This window comes from Mycolicibacter arupensis (assembly GCF_002086515.1).
Taxonomy (GTDB): Bacteria; Actinomycetota; Actinomycetes; order Mycobacteriales; family Mycobacteriaceae; genus Mycobacterium; species Mycobacterium arupense.
In genome coordinates this window covers 1-16,311 of record NZ_MVHH01000036.1, presented here as the reverse complement: position 1 = coordinate 16,311, position 16,311 = coordinate 1, and the positions used below count along the sequence as shown (strand labels likewise).

Below are 16,311 nucleotides of genomic sequence, written 5' to 3'. Positions count from 1 at the left end.
CCTCCCATTGGGAGATTCGTCGAACAACACATTCGCATAGTTGCGCAAACGCCAAAGTGTCGCCCAGAATTGGGCAGTTCGTGCGGCGCGACGCCGCCCGCGCGCCACCACCGCCCCGCCAGACACATGATTGGTTCTGCCGAATTGATGCCGACCTCGCTACTGCGCCCTGCCACGTTGGGAATCCGAGCGGCCTCCGCCCTGGCGGGGGCGACGGCGCGCGGAGCGTCGGCCACCACCGCGGCGATGGGAGCTATCGCCGCGGCCGGACTGCAGGTCGCCGCGCTGCCGCTGCGCGAAGCCGGCCGGGTGTTGTCGGGTGAATCCACGTCGGCGACGCTGACCCGCAGGTGCTGGCGTGGCGAGGACCGCGCCTGGATCGAGGTGCGTGGCTTGACCGAAACTCCCGCGCTCGGGCAGCAGGTACTCGACGCGCTCCTGGCCGATCCCGGCGTGGCGTCGGTGCGGCTGAATCTTCCGTTGTCGCGGGTCGTGGTGGAACTCGCCGACGAGGGCGAGCCGGCCTCACTGAATGACCTGTGCCGCCTGATCGCTCGGGTCGAGCGCGACCACCGCCGGTGTGCCGAAGCCGCGGCGCCTACCGGTTCCGAGCCCGCCACCGTGCTGCCCGGCGACGGGCTGTTGCTGATGGCCCGCGGCGTCATGGTGGGCGTCAACGCCGCGGGGCTGGCCATCGCGGTGGCCGGCCGCGCGCTGCGACTGCCGCAGGCACCGATCACCGTCGACGCCGTCGCCGCGCTGGCGAACTACCAGCCCTGGCTGCGCAGTCAGCTTGCCGGGCGGATCGGCCGGGGCCCCGCCGACACGGTGCTGTCGCTGATCTCGACCGGAGCCAGGATCGCCACCTTGTCGCCGGCGACCCTGGCGGTAGACCTGGCGCTGCAGGGCGTCAAAGCCGCCGAAGCCCAGGCCGCGGCCCGGGCCTGGACGCGCCACGAACCCCACCTGGCCCGGCACGCCGACCACGAACAGGTCCACGTGCCGACGCGGCCGGTGCCCCTGCCGGAGGGCGCGGTCGACCGACACGGCAGGCGGGCCGGCTACGTGCAGTTGTTCGGAGCCGGCCTGGTGGGAGCGCTCACCCGCAACGTCACCACGGCGGCCACCGCCGCCGTGGTCGCCGGTCCCAAGGCCATGCGCACCACGACGGAAGCGTTCGCGGCCACCCTGAGCCGGTCCTTGGTCGAGCAGCACGCGGCGTTGCCGTTGCGCCCGGAAGGCCTGCGCCGACTCGATCGCGTCGACGCCGTCCTCATCGACCCGCGGCTGCTGTGCACCGCAGACACCCGCGATCCGCTGGCCTCGGCGGTGCTGGCCGAGGCGCGGGCCTCCGGCGCGGAGTTGGTCACCCTGGATGTCGAAGCCCTGGGTGAACTGCGCCCGGCATTCGACGAACTGGAGCCGGTCGGCCACAGCGCCGACGACGACCACCTCGATGCGGCGCTGGCCGCCGCGCTGACGGCGCGTCAGGCCGCCGGCCGCACCGTGGCGGTGCTGACATCACGGGGGGCGCGGGCACTGGCCTGCGCGGACGTGGCCCTGGGAATCGTGCCTGCAGACGCGGCGATCGCCCCGCCGTGGGAAGCGGACCTGCTGCTGGCCGACCTGACCGGGGCGTGGCGGGTGCTGCACGCGCTACCGGCGGCGCGCGCGGCTGCCCAGCGCGGTATCGCGTTGTCCACCGGGGCCTCGACGCTTGGCGCCCTGCTGATGGTTCCCGGCGTGCGGGGCGGGCTTGGCCCCGGCCCGGTCACCGCCGGGGCGGCCACCGGATTGCTCTCGGGCTACCTGCTGGCACGCGGGGTGGCGCGCACTCCGGCGCCGCGACCGGCACCGGCCTATCAATGGCATGCGATGTCGCTCGACGAGGTCCGTGCGATCCTGCCGGAACCCGACCTGGCCGGTGCGGCCGCCGAACTCGACGTCGCGCCGCCGCACATGGCCTGGCAGTTCGTGAAAGCGGTGCGCGCCGAACTCTCGGATCCGCTGATGCCGGTTCTGGCGCTGAGCTCGGCGGCAACCGCGATGCTGGGGTCGCCGGTGGACGCGCTGATGGTCAGCACGGTGTTGATCGGCAACTGCATGCTGGCCGCGGCCCAACAGTTGCAGGCCGAGAACCGGCTGAACCGGCTGCTGGCTCAACAGACACCACCGGCGCGCATCGTCGAGCCGGGCACCCACACCTATGCCGAGATCGTTGCTGACCGGCTGATCCCCGGGACCGTGATCGAAGTGCGCAGCAACGAGGTGGTGCCCGCCGATGCGCGGCTGATCGAGGCCACCGATCTCGAGGTCGACGAATCCTCACTGACCGGCGAGTCCCTATCGGTGGACAAGCACACCGCTGCGACACCCGGCGCCGAACTCGCCGACCGGCGCTGCATGCTCTACGCCGGAACGACGGTCGTCGCCGGCACCGCGCTGGCCGTCGTCACCGCCGTCGGCGCCGACACCCAGGCCCGCCGCGCCGCCGAGCTGGCCGCCGGTGATCTTCCGGTGGTCGGCCTGCAGCACCAGCTCAGTCAGCTGATGAGCCGGGCCTTCCCGGCCAGCGCCGGCGGCGGCCTGATGGTGGGACTGCTGGGGATGCTGCGCGGCGGCGGACTGCGCCTGGCCCTGGGCAACGCGATTGCCGTTGCAGTGGCCGCGGTGCCCGAGGGCATGCCGCTGATGGCCACCCTGGCCCAACACGCCTCCGCCCAACGGCTGACCGATTCCGGTGCGCTGGTGCGCATTCCCCGCTCCGTGGAGGCGCTGGGCCGGGTCGAGGTGGTCTGCTTCGACAAGACCGGAACGCTGAGCGAGAACCGGCTGCGGGTCACCCGCGTCCATCCGGTGGCCGGCCACGCCCATGACGACGTGCTGCGGTGCGCCGCCAACGCCGCGCCGGCTCCCGAGGGTGACCCCCATACGCACGCCACCGACCAGGCCGTCACCGAAGCGGCCGCCGGAATTTCCGATGGTGGGGAACCGCTGTGGATCACCCCGGACGCCCACCTGCCGTTCCGCTCCGGCCGAGCGTTCTCCGCGTCGGTGGTGGGCGCCGACCTGATGATCAAGGGTGCGCCCGAAGTGGTGCTGGCCGCCTGCACCGGACTGGGCCCCGACAGTGACGCGCCGGTGAGCGAGCTGGCGGCCGGCGGCCTGCGGGTGATCGCGGTGGCGCGGCGCCGGCTCACTGCCACCCAGGTGAAATCGCTGACAGGCGACCCGGACGCCCTCGCCGGGCTGTGCCAGGCCGGTCTGACACTGGTCGGATTCCTCGGCATCTCCGACACCCCCCGCGCCGAGGCGCCCCAATTGCTTGCTGACCTGGCGGAGCGCGGGATCGGGATCCGGCTGATCACCGGCGATCACCCCGTCACCGCCACCGCGATCGCCGCGGAACTGGGCGTGCCCGTCACCGCCGATCAGGTCATCACCGGAGCCCAGTGGAATGCGCTGTCGCGCAAGGAGCAGGAACGGGCGGCGGCGCAGCGGGTGATCTTCGCCCGGATGTCCCCGGAGAACAAGGTGCAGGTGGTGCAGACCCTCGAACGCAGCGGTCGGGTCTGCGCGATGGTCGGCGACGGCGCCAACGATGCCGCCGCGATCCGGGCTGCCAGCGTCGGCCTCGGCGTGGTCGCGCGGGGCAGCGACTCGGCGCACCTCACCGCCGACATCGTGTTGACCGACGGGCGCATCGGCGCCCTGACCGATGCCATCGACGAGGGCCAGCGATTGTGGCGCGGAGTCCAATTGGCGGTGACAGGTCTGCTCGGCGGAAACGTCGGCGAGGTGATCTTCGGCGTCGTCGGTACCGCGCTGTCGGGTACCTCGCCGCTGAACAACCGCCAGCTGCTGCTGATGAACATGCTGACCGACGCGCTGCCGGCTACCGCGGTCGCCGTCAGTACGCCCGCCGGCGCCTCGCATCGGGTGGTGCACGGCATCGACGAGCGCAGGTTGATGCGCGCCGTCGCCGTCCGCGGTGCGATCACCGGTGCCGCGGCCAGTGCCGCATGGGGGATGGCGGCACTGACTGGACGGCGTCAGCGCGCCGCCACGGTCGCGTTGATCACGCTGGTCACCACCGAGCTCGCCCAGACCCTGGTCGACTCGCACGCGCCGTTGGTGTTGCTCACCGCCGCAGGCTCATTCGCGGCGTTCGCGGCCATGATCAGCCTGCCCGGGATCAGCCAGCTCCTGGGATGCGTACCGGTGGGACCGCTGGGCTGGTCGCAGGCCCTGGGCGCCACCGGCGCCGCAGTCCTGGCGATCGCCGCGGCCCCGCACGTGCTGCCGGCCGGCCGGCGGGAGTCGACGCCGAGCCGTACCGATACCGGGTCCGGGCCGTTGGCCACCGTGCAAGCGCTGAGCGGGATTGCCGACGGCCGGCAGCGCCGCACCGCGGCCGGCGCGGGCTTCAAACGCCATTCGGCACAGCTGGAGGGGTCTTCGGCCGGCTGACGGCCCCCTACGGTGGTTCAATCGTCTTCGGAGACCGGCTGGTTCAACTCGCCAAGGATGTCGTTCGCGCTGCCGTTGCGGCCCACGCCCAGTCGCCGGGCCCGGGCATCCAGCTCGCGGTGGGCATGTTCGAGGGTGTAGCCGCCGGCGATCAACACTCCGATCGCCTGATCGATCAGCGAGGCTGCTGCGAGCCCGCCGGGTGAAGGCTGGGGCGGTACGCGGTGCTGATCCAGCACGAACTCAGTCAAGGCGAGGCCGGTCAGCCAGGCAAGGTCGGCGGCCAGGTCGACGAAAGCGCCTGGGTTGCCGGCGTAGAGGATCAGCACCGCAAACGGCCCTGCGATGGCGTCGGAAACCGCCCGAGTCATCGGTAAGCGCATCGAGGTGACGATGTCGCCGAGCTCGGTCCCCGATTCGAGCACGGTGAAGCTGGATTGACGACCGGAGGCAGTGATCATCACCGTCAGACCCAGATACGACCCCACCGCGAGTTTGGTGTTGCCCGCCAACTGGCGCAGCGTGTCGGTGAGGTCGAAGTCGGGGTCGTCCAGGATTTCGGTCAGGGCCGCGAGATCGGCAGCCAGCGCCGCGGTGATGTCCACAAGGGGTAGAGCTCCCCATTGACGCCCCGAACGCCGCTCTTTTCGTCCTAAGCCGAGTGCCGCAGGTCGCGACTGCCCGGGCGCAATATCTGACCACGGATCAGGGATCGGGGTCTAACAGTGCCTATACCTAACGCTACGCGGGGTTATGGCGCGGTGCGGCGGGCGTGCGCGCGGCGCACCGCTTCGTCGACGATGCTTCGTGCGACCACCGCAAGTTTGACGTTCTCGGCCTGGCTGATCCGGCGCAGCCGGTCGAACGCATCTTCGGCGGTTCCTCCGGAACGGGCACGCAGAATACCGATGGCCTGGTCGATGACCGGACGGGTGGACAGTGCTGTCTGCAGCTGCGTGGTCAGCGCCCGGGCTTGGGTCAGCACGTGCGCGTTGTGCACCGCGACGGCGGCGGGAACGGCGAACAGTTCGCCGAGTTCGGCGGCGCGTTCGGTGAAGGCATCCTTGCGGTGCGCATAGACGTTGATGGCCCCGACCACCTGGCCGGGCAGCAGCAGCGGTAGCGACAACACGCTGTGCACGCCGAGACGTCCCACCCGCGGGCCAAAGCGCGGCCAGAGCTTCTCGCCGCCCAAGGACCCGGACCGCACGGTGCGTCGCTCCAACGCCGCGGTGATGCAGGGCCCCTCGTTGACCTCGACGTATTGGATCTCATCGATCTGCTGCACGAAGGGGGCGCTGGCGGCCAGAACCTCGACCCGGTTGTCACTACGCAGCAACGTCAGCCCTGCGCCGTCCGCGGCGGGAATGGCCTGCACCGCGTAGGTGGCCACTCGGGCCAGGAGCTCCTCAAGTCCGAGCGAATCGGCTACCAGATTAGCGAGATCGGCCAGACCGGATCGCAGGTCATCGACGTCCGTGTCGACGCCTTCTGCAGTCGAATCCAGCTCGTTACCAGGGGCGGGCTTGTCGGTCACGACTACCCCGTCATCTGCCGAATCGCGGGGAACGCACGTTGACATGCTAGTGCCGCGTGTCGGAGTAATCCATGTCTCGTCTTACTCGCGGAGGCACGTCGACGGCGGTGCACCGCCGCGATCGCTGTCTTGAGCCCGCGGTGGCGCCCGGTCGCCGGGTCGATGTCGACGAAGTCGGTGGCCAGTACGGCGAACATTCGCTCGCTGCGCGTCTCGGGGGCGTCGTCGGCGAGATCGCGCAGGTAGCGATCCGGCAGCGACAGCTTGGCGATGGTGCGCCACGTCTTGCCGTACTGAGTCAGGAACGAACCCGTGGTGTAGGGCAGGTCGTAGTGTTCGCAGATCTGGCGCACCCGCGCCGAGATCTGGTGTAACCGATTGCTCGGCAGGTCGGGGTAGAGGTGATGTTCGATTTGGTGGCATAGGTGGCCGCTCATAAACCGCATCGCCGGACCGGCGTCGAAGTTGGCGCTGCCCAGCAGCTGACGCAGATACCACTGACCCCGGGATTCGCCCAGCATGTCGGACTTGCTGAATTTCTCAGCGCCATCGGGAAAATGCCCGCAGAAGATCACTGCGTTTGCCCAGACATTCCGGATCACGTTGGCCAACAGATTGGCCTTCACAGTCGATAGGTAGGTAGCCCTCGGTGACAGTGCGGTGAGTGCGGGGAACGCCGCGTAGTCTTTGAACACCTGCTTGCCGGCCTTCACCGCGAACCGGCCCGCCTTGCCGAGAGCGTTCCTGCGCTCTGCGCCGCCCTTGGCGATGTTTCCGAATTCGATGGGTTGCAAGCCGATTCCCCACTCGAACCCGAGCGCCAGGATGACGTTGTACAGCGGGTTCCCGATGTTGCTCGGATGCCAAGGCTGGTCGCGAGTGACCCGCAAAGTGCTGTAGCCGACGTCGTCGTCCATACCGACGATGTTCGTGTACTTGTGGTGGCGAAGGTTGTGGTCGAACTGCCAGTGCTTCGACACTCCGGCCATGTCCCACTCCCACGTCGAGGAGTGGATCTCGGGGTCATTCATCCAATTCCACTGGCCGTGCATGACGTTGTGCCCGATTTCCATGTTCTCGATGATCTTGGCAGCAGCGACGGTCAGCGTTCCCGCCCACCAGGCCAGCCGCCTCGAATCAGCGGCCAACATAAGCCGGCCGACCATTTCGAGGGTGCGTTGGGCGGCGATGGCACGGCGGATGTAGCGCGCATCGCGCTCGCCAAGGCAACCTTCGATGTGCAGCCGGATGGCGTCCAGGTCATCGGCCAACGAGTCGATGTCGGCGTCTGTCAGGTGAGCGAAGGCCGAAATCTCATCGATCGCCACATGTTTCCCTTTCGTTGGCCTGCGGCCGGTCGAGCGGACAGTCGCTGAATACCTCGTGGGTATAGGGCGGATCAGTAGTAGTGACTGCGCCCGCCGACCGCGTGGCCCAGCCGTCCCATCAGGGCCAAGAGCAGCCCGACGACCAGAAGGATGACGCCAATGACTACGCAGAGATGGGCGTAGGCAAAGGTGGGGACCAAAGCCGGCAAAAGGAGCCCAAGGACAATGAGAATGATCCCGAGGGTGATCATGGTGCTTCCCGATTTCTGGTTAGGGGTTGTGAGCGTCGCACAGACGTCGGAATGTGCGGCTTAGACGTCGGAGTGTGCGGCCCGAATGAAAGTTCATCGAATTCGGCGGCGTACAGCCGAACTCGCTTCTGCACCGGCTGAGGGGCTCAACACCCGCAACACTACTCCTTTTCGGGCCGGCCGGTGGACGCCCGCGGCCCCCATTGGCCAAGGTGCTGCGCAGTGCTTTCGGGCGCTGGGGCCGAACCGGCGTAGGGTTGTTGGCAGCGGCGGTCCTTCGTACAGGCGGTGTTTTCAAGTCCTGTCATCGCCGGGAAATTTGGCCGCTAGGGCTGAGATGGGAGCGTCGTCATGACGCGACAGCAGACAACACGTAGAAGCCCTGACAACTCCGCGTCACCGCTGCACACGCCCCGGTTACGGTTGAAGCGCAAAGCGTCCCCGAGCGGATACGTCGACGGGGCATGGTGGCCACATACCGAGGATCTGGTCGTGGAGCTTCCCGACCTGCTGGCTGTGCTGTCCGTTCGATTGGGTCGCATAAGCCGGGTCTTGTACAACCTGAGCGAATGGGATAGTGCGCCAAAGAAACTCGTCATCGACGGGCGGCCGGTACGGTTGGATGGATACCGGATCCAGCCGATCGACACGATTGAAATTCTCGGGCTCGATGGTGACCGTCTCACTTTGATGGTGGTTCCCACGCGCACCGGCCCGAGCGATGCACATGACGCCATGATGTCCGCGGCGCAGTCGAAAGGCGCTGTCTCGGTGAGTGATCTGCTGACGGCCAGCCCACGCGAACGGGAACGACGCAATCTGGCGGCCACCGCTCTTGATCGCTGGGAATCGGAAGGGGGAACATGACGACCCTGGCGTCGTCCGACCCCCGGCAACCGATCAATCCCGCCGATTTCTTAGCGGGATGAACTGATCCCGGAGAGGACACCGATGAGTACGGCGAGGGTTGCCTCGTGTTTGATGCGGGTATCGCATCTGGACCGCTCGGTGAAGTTCTACTGTGAGGTGTTCCAGTGCGATGTCGCCATTCGTGAGAGGGATGCGGCACTTCTCCTGACGCCGGACGGCTTCGAGATCTATCTGCGCACGCACGAGGCGTCCAGGGCTGGTGGCATCACCGGCGTCGGTGTCGAGCAGATCATCTGGTCTGTCGGCAGCGAGGCGGAGCTGAAGCAGATTGAACAACGCATGCGCGTCCACGATCCGAGTGTGTACTCGAACACCTTGGGTGATATCAGTTTCGTCGACGGTGGCGATCCAGATGGTATTCGGGTCCTGGTCACCTACCCGACTCCGCACCAGCTTCCGCGTGAGGTCATCGACCGACGATTCCGGTGATAGGCCTCGGTGGATCCCGCCGCGGCAAGGAACCCGCAGCATCGGACAGTCCCTGGGTCTACCGTAGGACTTTGCAACATGTTGACCAGTGGAGGTGTTCCGGTGCACCCATTCCGGCAAGCTGTGGAGGCCCGCGATGCCGCGGCCATCGAGGAGCTGCTGTCCGACGATGTCGTGTTCACCTCCCCGGTGGCGTTCAAGCCCTACCCGGGCAAGCCGATCACCGCGGCGATCCTGCGCGCGGTGATGCGCGTTTTCTCCGACTTCCACTACGTCCGCGAGATCACCGACGCGTCGGGACGCGACCACGCCCTGATCTTCGAGGCGTCGGTCGACGGCAAGCGGATCACTGGATGCGACTTCCTGCATACCGACGACGACGGCAAGATCGACGACTTCGTGGTGATGGTGCGGCCGCTGTCGGCGGCCACCGCGCTGGCCGAGGCCATGGCGGCGCAGTTCGACCAGATCACCCGTGAGGCCGCCGCGCACGGCGGTTGAGCGGGGCTCGGCGGTGCGTGATCAGGCGCCAGTAGTCGCGGCCGTCGCGGTCGGCGGCGCCATCGGCGCCTGCGCGCGCTACGCCGTCGCGTTGGCCCTGCCCACCCCGGCCGACGGATTCCCTTGGGCCACTTTGATCACCAACGTCACCGGCTGTGCACTGATGGGGGTGCTCATGGTGGCGATCACCGAAGTGTGGGTCGGGCATCGGCTGTTGCGCCCCCTGTTGGGCACCGGTGTGCTCGGCGGCTACACCACGTTCTCCACCTTCGCCGGCGACGTCGACACCCTGATCGCCGCCGGCCAGCTCGCCCGGGCGCTGCTCTATCTGCTCAGCACACCGGTCGCGGCGCTGATCGCGACCTGGACCGCCGCGTCCCTCGCCCGTCGTCTGATCATCAGGAGGATCGCATGAACCAGCTCACCGGACGCGCCCTGCGCCTGACGGTATTTCTCGGCGAGAGCGACACCTGGCACCACAAGCCGGTGTTCAGCGAGATCGTGCACCGAGCGCGGCGGGCCGGCCTGGCCGGCGCGTCGGTGTTCCGCGGTATCGAGGGCTTCGGAGCGTCCTCGGCCATCCACACCACCCGCCTGCTGTCGATGTCGGAGGACCTGCCGGTCTCGGTGGTCATCGTCGATGCCCCTGAGCGCGTCCGGGCATTTCTGCCCGAGCTCGACGAGCTGGTCACCGAGGGGCTGATCCTGGTGGACGAAGTCGAGGTGGTCCGGCACATCGGACGCACCCCCGCCGACCAGTGACCTGGCTGCTGGTCATCGCCGGCGCAGCGGTGGGAGCCCCGCTGCGCTATCTGACCGATCGCTTCGTCCAAGCCCGCCACGACACCGCATTCCCGTGGGGCACCCTGACTGCCAACGTGGTGGGCAGCCTGCTGCTGGGGGTGCTCGCCGGGGCGGCGAGCGTCGGCGATCAGCGGCTGCACCTGTTGATCGGCACCGGCCTGTGCGGGGCGCTGACCACTTACTCGACTTTCTCCTACGAAACGCTGCAGTTGGCCAGTGTCGGTGCGCGGCTGTACGCGCTGGCCAATCTGGTCCTCACCCTGACCTGCGGGCTGGGGGCGTTCTACGCCGGCCATGTCGTGGCACAGGCGGTGTGGGCCTGATCGATCCTGGGGTAAGCCGACGCAGCGCAACCGCGCCCAGCTCCGGGTGTCACAATCGAGCCCGACAGTGTCCCGGGTGACCGCCCAATCCTTTTCAGGAGTTGCCATGTCGTTCTCGGTAGAGCTCAGCGATGACGTGATCGAGGTGCGTGACTGGGTGCACCAGTTCGCCGCCGAGGTCGTGCGCCCCGCCGCCGCCGAATGGGATGAGCGCGAAGAGACGCCGTGGCCGGTCATCCAGGAGGCGGCCAAGATCGGCCTGTACTCGCCGGAGTTGTTCGCCACCCAGGCGGCCGAACCCAGCGGAATCGGCATGCTGGCGGTCTTCGAGGAACTCTTCTGGGGCGACGCCGGGATCGCCCTGTCGATCCTGGGAACCGGACTTGCCGCAGCGGCGTTGGCGGGCAACGGAACCCCCGAGCAGCTGGGTCTGTGGCTGCCCGAGATGTTCGGCACCGCCGATGACCCCAAAGTCGCGGCCTTCTGCTCCTCAGAACCCGACGCCGGTTCCGATGTCGGCGCGATCCGGACGCGCGCCCGCTATGACGAAGCGGCCCGCGAATGGGTGCTCAACGGCACCAAGACCTGGGCCACCAACGGCGGCATCGCCAACGTGCACATCGTGGTCGCCTCGGTCTATCCCGAATTGGGCTCACGTGGGCAGGCCACGTTCATCATCCCGCCCGGCACCACCGGGCTGGCTCAGGGCCAGAAGTTCAAGAAGCACGGCATCCGGGCGTCGCACACCGCCGAGATCGTGCTCGACAACGTCCGGCTGCCCGAGGACATGATCCTCGGGGGGCGGGAGAAGTTCGAGGCTCGCGTCGCCCGGGTCAAGTCCGGCGCGTCGGCCGGCGGCCAGGCCGCCATGAAGACCTTCGAGCGCACCCGGCCGTCAGTCGGCGCTATGGCCGTCGGAGTGGCCCGCGCCGCCTACGAGTACGCCCTCGAATACGCCTGCCAGCGCGAGCAGTTCGGCCGCAAGATCGGTGAGTTTCAGGCGGTCTCCTTCAAGCTGGCCGACATGAAGAGCCGCATCGATGCTGCTCGGCTGATGGTCTGGCGGGCCGGCTGGATGGCCCGCAACAACAAGGCCTTCGACAACGCCGAGGGCTCGATGGCCAAGCTGTTCGCCAGCGAGACCGCGGTCTACGTCACCGACGAGGCCATCCAGATTCTGGGCGGTAACGGCTACACCCGTGACTACCCGGTCGAGCGGATGCACCGCGACGCCAAGATCTTCACCATCTTCGAAGGCACCAGTGAGATTCAGCGGCTGGTCATCGCCCGGGCGCTGACCGGGCTGGCGCTGCGCTGATCAGTTCGGGTCAGATTCCAGCGGCGCCCCATCGGAGAACACGAAGCGGGTGCAGTCGGTGGGGAACGCGAACCAGGCCAGCGCCCGGCGGGGAATGATCATGCGCAGCCCACCGCCATCGGGTCCCGCCCAGGAGTCGGCGCCGGGAGCGTACTGCGGGTGATACTTCGTAAAGGCGATCGCCAACCGGGCTCCGAGGCCGTCGGGGTCGGCGGAGGTGGCCACCGAGATTCCCTCGACAATGACTACCTGCGTGCCGCTTTCGAGTGTCAGGGTGCAGGCCGGGTTGTGCTGCGCGTTGCGCGCGTGACGCGTGGTGGGTGCGCCGTCGTAGTAGAACCGGCCTTCCAGCCACACCCCCCACCGCGGCACGGAGTGCGGCGTGCCGTCCGGGCGCACCGTGCTCAACCAGTAGTGCTGTGAGGCGGTCAGTCGCTGTTCGACGTCGGACCAGCTCAATAGGCCCACTGCCGAATCCGGCAACCCGTAACCCGCCGGCAGGACGGGACGTTGCGCCGCGGGGCCGGGAGTCGGTTCCATGGTGGGCAGGCTAGTGGCCGTCTACCCGGCCGTCTTGCCGTTATCGGTCATGTACACCGCCCCGTGTACGGCGGCGGCGGCATCGCTGGCCAAAAAGGCGATCACCTCGGCGACGTCACTCGGGGCGCTCAAGCCCCGCGGCGAGGCCACCCGCATGATCAGGTTCACGTCAGCGCCCTCGGGAAGCTGGAAGTTGGTCACCTGCGGGGTCAGCATCCCGCCCGGGCACACGGCGTTCACCCGCAGCTTCTCGGCGGTGAACTCCACGGCCAACGCGCGGGTGAGCCCGACCAAGCCGTGCTTGGCCGCGCAGTAGCCCGCCGAGTACGCCTGACCCTCGACCCCGGCGATCGAGGCGACGTTGACGATGTTGCCGCCGGTCTCCAGCAGATGCGGCAGCGCCGCGCGGCACAGGAAGAACGGCCCGTTGAGGTTGACCGCGAGGTCATGCGCCCACTCGTCGTCGGTGACCGCGGACGTGTGGCGCATCTGGTGTGCTCCGGCGACATTGACCAGAACATCGAGTCGGCCGAACTGGGCAACGCACTGGTCGACCGCCGCTGCGCAGGCCGCCGCAGTGCTGATGTCGGTGGGTGCGTACTGCCCGCCGGGTACGTCGGCGAACACCGTGGCCAGCCGCTCGGCGTCGCGTGCCAGGCCGAACACCGATGCCCCGCGCCGGGCGAACAGCTGTGCTGTCGCCGCGCCCAGCCCCGACGAGGCGCCGGTCACCAAGGCCACTTTGCCTGACAGATCGGTCATTTCGACTCTCCGCATCACCCAATCGACCGGCACTGGGGCGCAGCCGTCTACCGTCCAGTTATGGCTTCAGTATCAGTGATCACCGGCGGTGCGGGCGGTATGGGTCTGGCGACGGCCAAGATTCTCGGCCGCGATCACGCGGTGGTGCTGGCCGATGTTCGCCAGGACCGGCTCGATGAGGCGCACGCGGCGCTCACCGAACTCGGCGTCACCGCGACCATCGTCCACTGCGACGTCACCGATCGCGACGCCGTCGGTGAGCTGTTCGACACCGCCGCGAGCGTGGGACCGCTGGCGTCGGTGATCCACACCGCCGGGGTGAGCCCGAGCATGGGCGACGCCGAGTTCGTCATGCGGGTCAACGCGTGGGGCACCGTCGTGGTCAACGAGGCGTTCTATGACCTCGCCCCGCCGGAAGGGGCGGTGATCGTCAACGTGGCCTCCATGGCCGCCCAGTTGCTGCCCGACAAGCTCTACCCGACGGGCCAGTTCCCGCTGGCACTGCGCGACGGCGATGCCTTCGTGTCGGCGATGACGGCCTACTGCAACAACGCGCCCGAGCAGGCGCGTTCGGGCTTCTCCTACACCGTCAGCAAGGCCTTCGTGAAGTGGTACTGCGCGTCGCAGGCCGAACGGTTCGGCGGTCGGGGGCTGCGGATCGTCTCGGTGTCGCCGGGCAACATCGACACCGAGATGGGCCGGCGCGAGGAAAAGTCCGGGGTCGGCATGATGATGCCCGATGCGCGGATCCCGCGGTGGGGCACCGCCGAGGAGATGGCGGAGCTGTTCGCCTTCTGCGCCGGCGACAAGTGTGGCTACCTCACCGGAACCGACCTGCTGGCCGATGGGGGAGTGGTCGCATCCATGCGAGAACGGGCGCGGGTGGCCGCCGAACGCAGCTGAGATTGCGTCTACGGCGGTAATTCCGCCGTCCTCACGACCCTGGATGCAGCCTTCTCCATGGTCCTTCACAGCTAAGTTAACGGTTGACACGCGGTGGGGTGCGTGCTTACCGTGGAGCAAACCTACGGCACCGTAGGTTCGGCTGGGGGGCCAATCGACAGCCCGCTTGTCGATTCCGGGAGGGGGAGAAAAACTATGGTGAACGTGCAGACGGCGCTGCTTCACGAGCTGGAGCCGATAGTCGAGCAGAACCTCAATCGCCATCTCAAGGCCGCCAAGCCGTGGTTGCCGCACGACTACGTGCCGTGGAGCAGGGGGCGTGACTTCGCGTTCCTCGGCGGCGAGGACTGGGTTCCGGAAGACTCGCCGCTGGACCCGGTCGCCAAGGCCGCCCTGCTGGTCAACCTGCTGACCGAGGACAACCTGCCGTCGTATCACCGCGAGATCGCCACCACCTTCAGCCGGGACGGCGCGTGGGGTACCTGGGTGGGTCAGTGGACCGCCGAGGAGGGCCGCCACAGCATCGCACTGCGTGACTACCTCATCGTGACCCGCGGTATCGACCCGGTGAACCTCGAGAACATGCGGATGCAGCACACCGTCGCCGGCTACGACGCCGGCGGCAAGTCGGCACTGCAGGTGCTGGCCTACGTGTCGTTCCAGGAGCTGGCCACCCGGGTGTCGCACCGCAACACCGGTAAGGCGTCGGGCTGCCCGATCGCCGACCAATTGCTGGCGCGCGTCGCGCTCGACGAGAACCTGCACATGGTGTTCTACCGCAACCTGATGCAGGCGGCCCTGGACATCGCCCCGGACGAGGCCATGTGTGCGATCCGTGACGAGGTGCTCGGCTTCGCGATGCCCGGCATGGGTATGCCCGGCTTCCAGGAGAACGCCCTGCTGATCGCCAAGGCCGGGATCTACGACCTGCGCATCCACCACGACGACGTCGTCCAGCCGGTGTTGCGGTTCTGGAAGATCAGCGAGCGCAACGACTTCGGCGCGGCAGGCGAGGAAGCCCGGGAGCAGGTCATCGGCTTCATGAAGATGGTCGACGAGCGGGCCACCTACTACGAAGAGAAGGCCAAGGCGCGCGAGCGCGTCTCCGCCTGATCGGCGGCGGCTAGCTCCGTTTGATCGATGCGTGGTAGGTGGTATCAGCCATCGACACCGCGTCGGCGCTGGCCGGGGGAGTCGGACGGCCGTACTCCGTCAGGAGTTCGGTCATGGTCCTGCTGGTGGAGACCCAGTCCAACGAGTCGAGGTAGGCCGCGACCTCGTTGCGGGCGCCCTCGTAGCCCAGGTCGGAGAACTCCAGGTCGAAGCCGTGCTCGCGCCACTTCTCGGTGGCCCCGCGCATCATCTCTCGCGCCTGCTCGTGCTGCGCCGCCGAGATGTTGGGGATCGCCTCGGTGGCCAGTCGGCTGCCGTCGGCGCTGAGCGCGGTGATGTTGTCCAGCAGCCGGTCCTGCGCTTCCGGTGGAAGGTAACCGAGCAGACCTTCGGCGATCCATGCGGTGGGCGCGGTGCTGTCGAAACCCGCCTGGGTCAACGCCGCCGGCCAGTCGTCGCGCAGGTCGACGGCCACCTCGCGGCGATCGGCGGTCGGCTCTGCCCCCAACTCGGCCAGCGTCGCGGTCTTGAAGGCCAGTACCGCCGGCTGGTCGATTTCGAAGACCGTCATGCCGGCGGGCCAGCTCAGCCGGTAGGCGCGCGCATCCAGACCCGAGGCCAGGATCACGGCCTGTCGGATTCCGGCGGCGGTGGCCTCGGCGAAGAACGCGTCAAAGAATCGGGTGCGTGCGGCCATGGCGTCGGGCATCTGCCCGAGCTTCCAGTGGGATTCAGGGTCATCGAGGTCGGTGCTGGCCAGTTCGCCCGTGGCCCACTTGGTCAGGAAGTCGACGCCGACGGCCCGCACCAGCGGTTCGGCGAAGCTGTCGTCGATCAGTGGATTGTCGGCCCTGGTGGCGATCGCTCGGGCGGCGGCGACCATGGTGGCCGTGGCTCCCACGCTGGTGGCCAGGTCCCAGGTGTCGTTGTCGGTGCGTGCCATGGGTGCTCCTTGGGGAGGATGGACAAGGCGATTTGCTTAGCCTATCAAGTAATTAGTTTACATAACGAAAACTGGCGGGAGAACGTTCCCGAAGCCGTCGCTAGCTGTGATGTCCAGGGAGGTTGGTCAGTCGGGTGACCGGTGGTTGGCCTCCGATGG

Annotated in this window: 17 protein-coding genes; 10 read left to right on the top strand and 7 right to left on the bottom strand. The window is 68.0% G+C overall.

Going from position 1 to position 16,311, the window contains the following annotated elements; genetic code table 11:
• Positions 1-147: 147 nt before the first annotated feature.
• The gene (locus BST15_RS15345; protein WP_083071043.1) at positions 148-4,470 is read left to right on the top strand and encodes an HAD-IC family P-type ATPase; all 4,323 of its coding nucleotides are present in this window, start codon (positions 148-150) and stop codon (positions 4,468-4,470) included.
• Positions 4,471-4,487: 17 nt separating this feature from the next.
• Here the strand turns inward: BST15_RS15345 and BST15_RS15340 are convergent, their stop codons facing one another.
• From BST15_RS15340 to BST15_RS15325, 4 genes are all read right to left on the bottom strand, one after another.
• Positions 4,488-5,075: a hypothetical protein gene (locus BST15_RS15340; protein ID WP_046191382.1), complete on the bottom strand. Its 588-nt coding sequence runs from the start codon at positions 5,073-5,075 to the stop codon at positions 4,488-4,490.
• A 146-nt stretch (positions 5,076-5,221) separates the two neighbouring features.
• Entirely contained in the window at positions 5,222-6,007 is a 786-nt protein-coding gene (locus BST15_RS15335; protein ID WP_052751528.1) for a GAF and ANTAR domain-containing protein, read from the bottom strand.
• A 2-nt stretch (positions 6,008-6,009) separates the two neighbouring features.
• A complete protein-coding gene (locus BST15_RS15330) occupies positions 6,010-7,335 on the bottom strand; it encodes a fatty acid desaturase family protein (protein WP_046191383.1) in 1,326 nt (441 codons plus the stop codon).
• Positions 7,336-7,406: 71 nt separating this feature from the next.
• The gene (locus BST15_RS15325; RefSeq protein WP_024441789.1) at positions 7,407-7,586 is read right to left on the bottom strand and encodes a DUF6131 family protein; all 180 of its coding nucleotides are present in this window, start codon (positions 7,584-7,586) and stop codon (positions 7,407-7,409) included.
• A 351-nt stretch (positions 7,587-7,937) separates the two neighbouring features.
• Here BST15_RS15325 and BST15_RS15320 point away from each other — a divergent pair, with 351 nt between their 5' ends.
• From BST15_RS15320 to BST15_RS15290, 7 genes are all read left to right on the top strand, one after another.
• Positions 7,938-8,453 (top strand): DUF5994 family protein, encoded by a 516-nt coding sequence (locus tag BST15_RS15320; RefSeq protein WP_046191384.1) that lies wholly within the window; start codon positions 7,938-7,940, stop codon positions 8,451-8,453.
• A gap of 114 nt (positions 8,454-8,567) precedes the next feature.
• Complete coding sequence (locus BST15_RS15315; protein ID WP_231384084.1) at positions 8,568-8,945, top strand: VOC family protein; 378 nt, start codon at positions 8,568-8,570, stop codon at positions 8,943-8,945.
• Positions 8,946-9,047: 102 nt separating this feature from the next.
• Positions 9,048-9,446: a nuclear transport factor 2 family protein gene (locus BST15_RS15310; RefSeq protein WP_046191386.1), complete on the top strand. Its 399-nt coding sequence runs from the start codon at positions 9,048-9,050 to the stop codon at positions 9,444-9,446.
• A gap of 13 nt (positions 9,447-9,459) precedes the next feature.
• Entirely contained in the window at positions 9,460-9,861 is a 402-nt protein-coding gene (gene crcB, locus BST15_RS15305; RefSeq protein WP_198528330.1) for a fluoride efflux transporter CrcB, read from the top strand.
• Positions 9,858-10,208, top strand: a complete 351-nt coding sequence (locus BST15_RS15300; RefSeq protein WP_046191304.1) for a DUF190 domain-containing protein — start codon at positions 9,858-9,860, stop codon at positions 10,206-10,208. The genes crcB (BST15_RS15305) and BST15_RS15300 overlap by 4 nt, the downstream gene beginning before the upstream one ends.
• Positions 10,205-10,573, top strand: a complete 369-nt coding sequence (gene crcB / locus BST15_RS15295; RefSeq protein ID WP_046191303.1) for a fluoride efflux transporter CrcB — start codon at positions 10,205-10,207, stop codon at positions 10,571-10,573. The genes BST15_RS15300 and crcB (BST15_RS15295) overlap by 4 nt, the downstream gene beginning before the upstream one ends.
• A 106-nt stretch (positions 10,574-10,679) precedes the next feature.
• A complete protein-coding gene (locus BST15_RS15290) occupies positions 10,680-11,891 on the top strand; it encodes an acyl-CoA dehydrogenase family protein (RefSeq protein WP_046191302.1) in 1,212 nt (403 codons plus the stop codon).
• Here the strand turns inward: BST15_RS15290 and BST15_RS15285 are convergent, their stop codons facing one another.
• Entirely contained in the window at positions 11,892-12,431 is a 540-nt protein-coding gene (locus BST15_RS15285; RefSeq protein ID WP_046191301.1) for a pyridoxamine 5'-phosphate oxidase family protein, read from the bottom strand. It abuts the gene before it with no gap.
• Positions 12,432-12,452: 21 nt separating this feature from the next.
• Positions 12,453-13,193 (bottom strand): SDR family NAD(P)-dependent oxidoreductase, encoded by a 741-nt coding sequence (locus BST15_RS15280; protein WP_046191300.1) that lies wholly within the window; start codon positions 13,191-13,193, stop codon positions 12,453-12,455.
• Positions 13,194-13,253: 60 nt separating this feature from the next.
• On the opposite strand from BST15_RS15280, the gene BST15_RS15275 reads away from it, so the two are divergent.
• Positions 13,254-14,096: an SDR family oxidoreductase gene (locus BST15_RS15275; RefSeq protein WP_046191299.1), complete on the top strand. Its 843-nt coding sequence runs from the start codon at positions 13,254-13,256 to the stop codon at positions 14,094-14,096.
• A gap of 195 nt (positions 14,097-14,291) precedes the next feature.
• Entirely contained in the window at positions 14,292-15,209 is a 918-nt protein-coding gene (locus tag BST15_RS15270; protein WP_046191298.1) for an acyl-ACP desaturase, read from the top strand.
• Between the two features lie 10 nt (positions 15,210-15,219).
• Here BST15_RS15270 and BST15_RS15265 read toward each other — a convergent pair whose 3' ends face one another.
• On the bottom strand, positions 15,220-16,152 hold the full coding sequence (locus BST15_RS15265) for a class I SAM-dependent methyltransferase (RefSeq protein ID WP_046191297.1): 933 nt from the start codon (positions 16,150-16,152) through the stop codon (positions 15,220-15,222).
• Between the last annotated feature and the right edge of the window lie 159 nt (positions 16,153-16,311).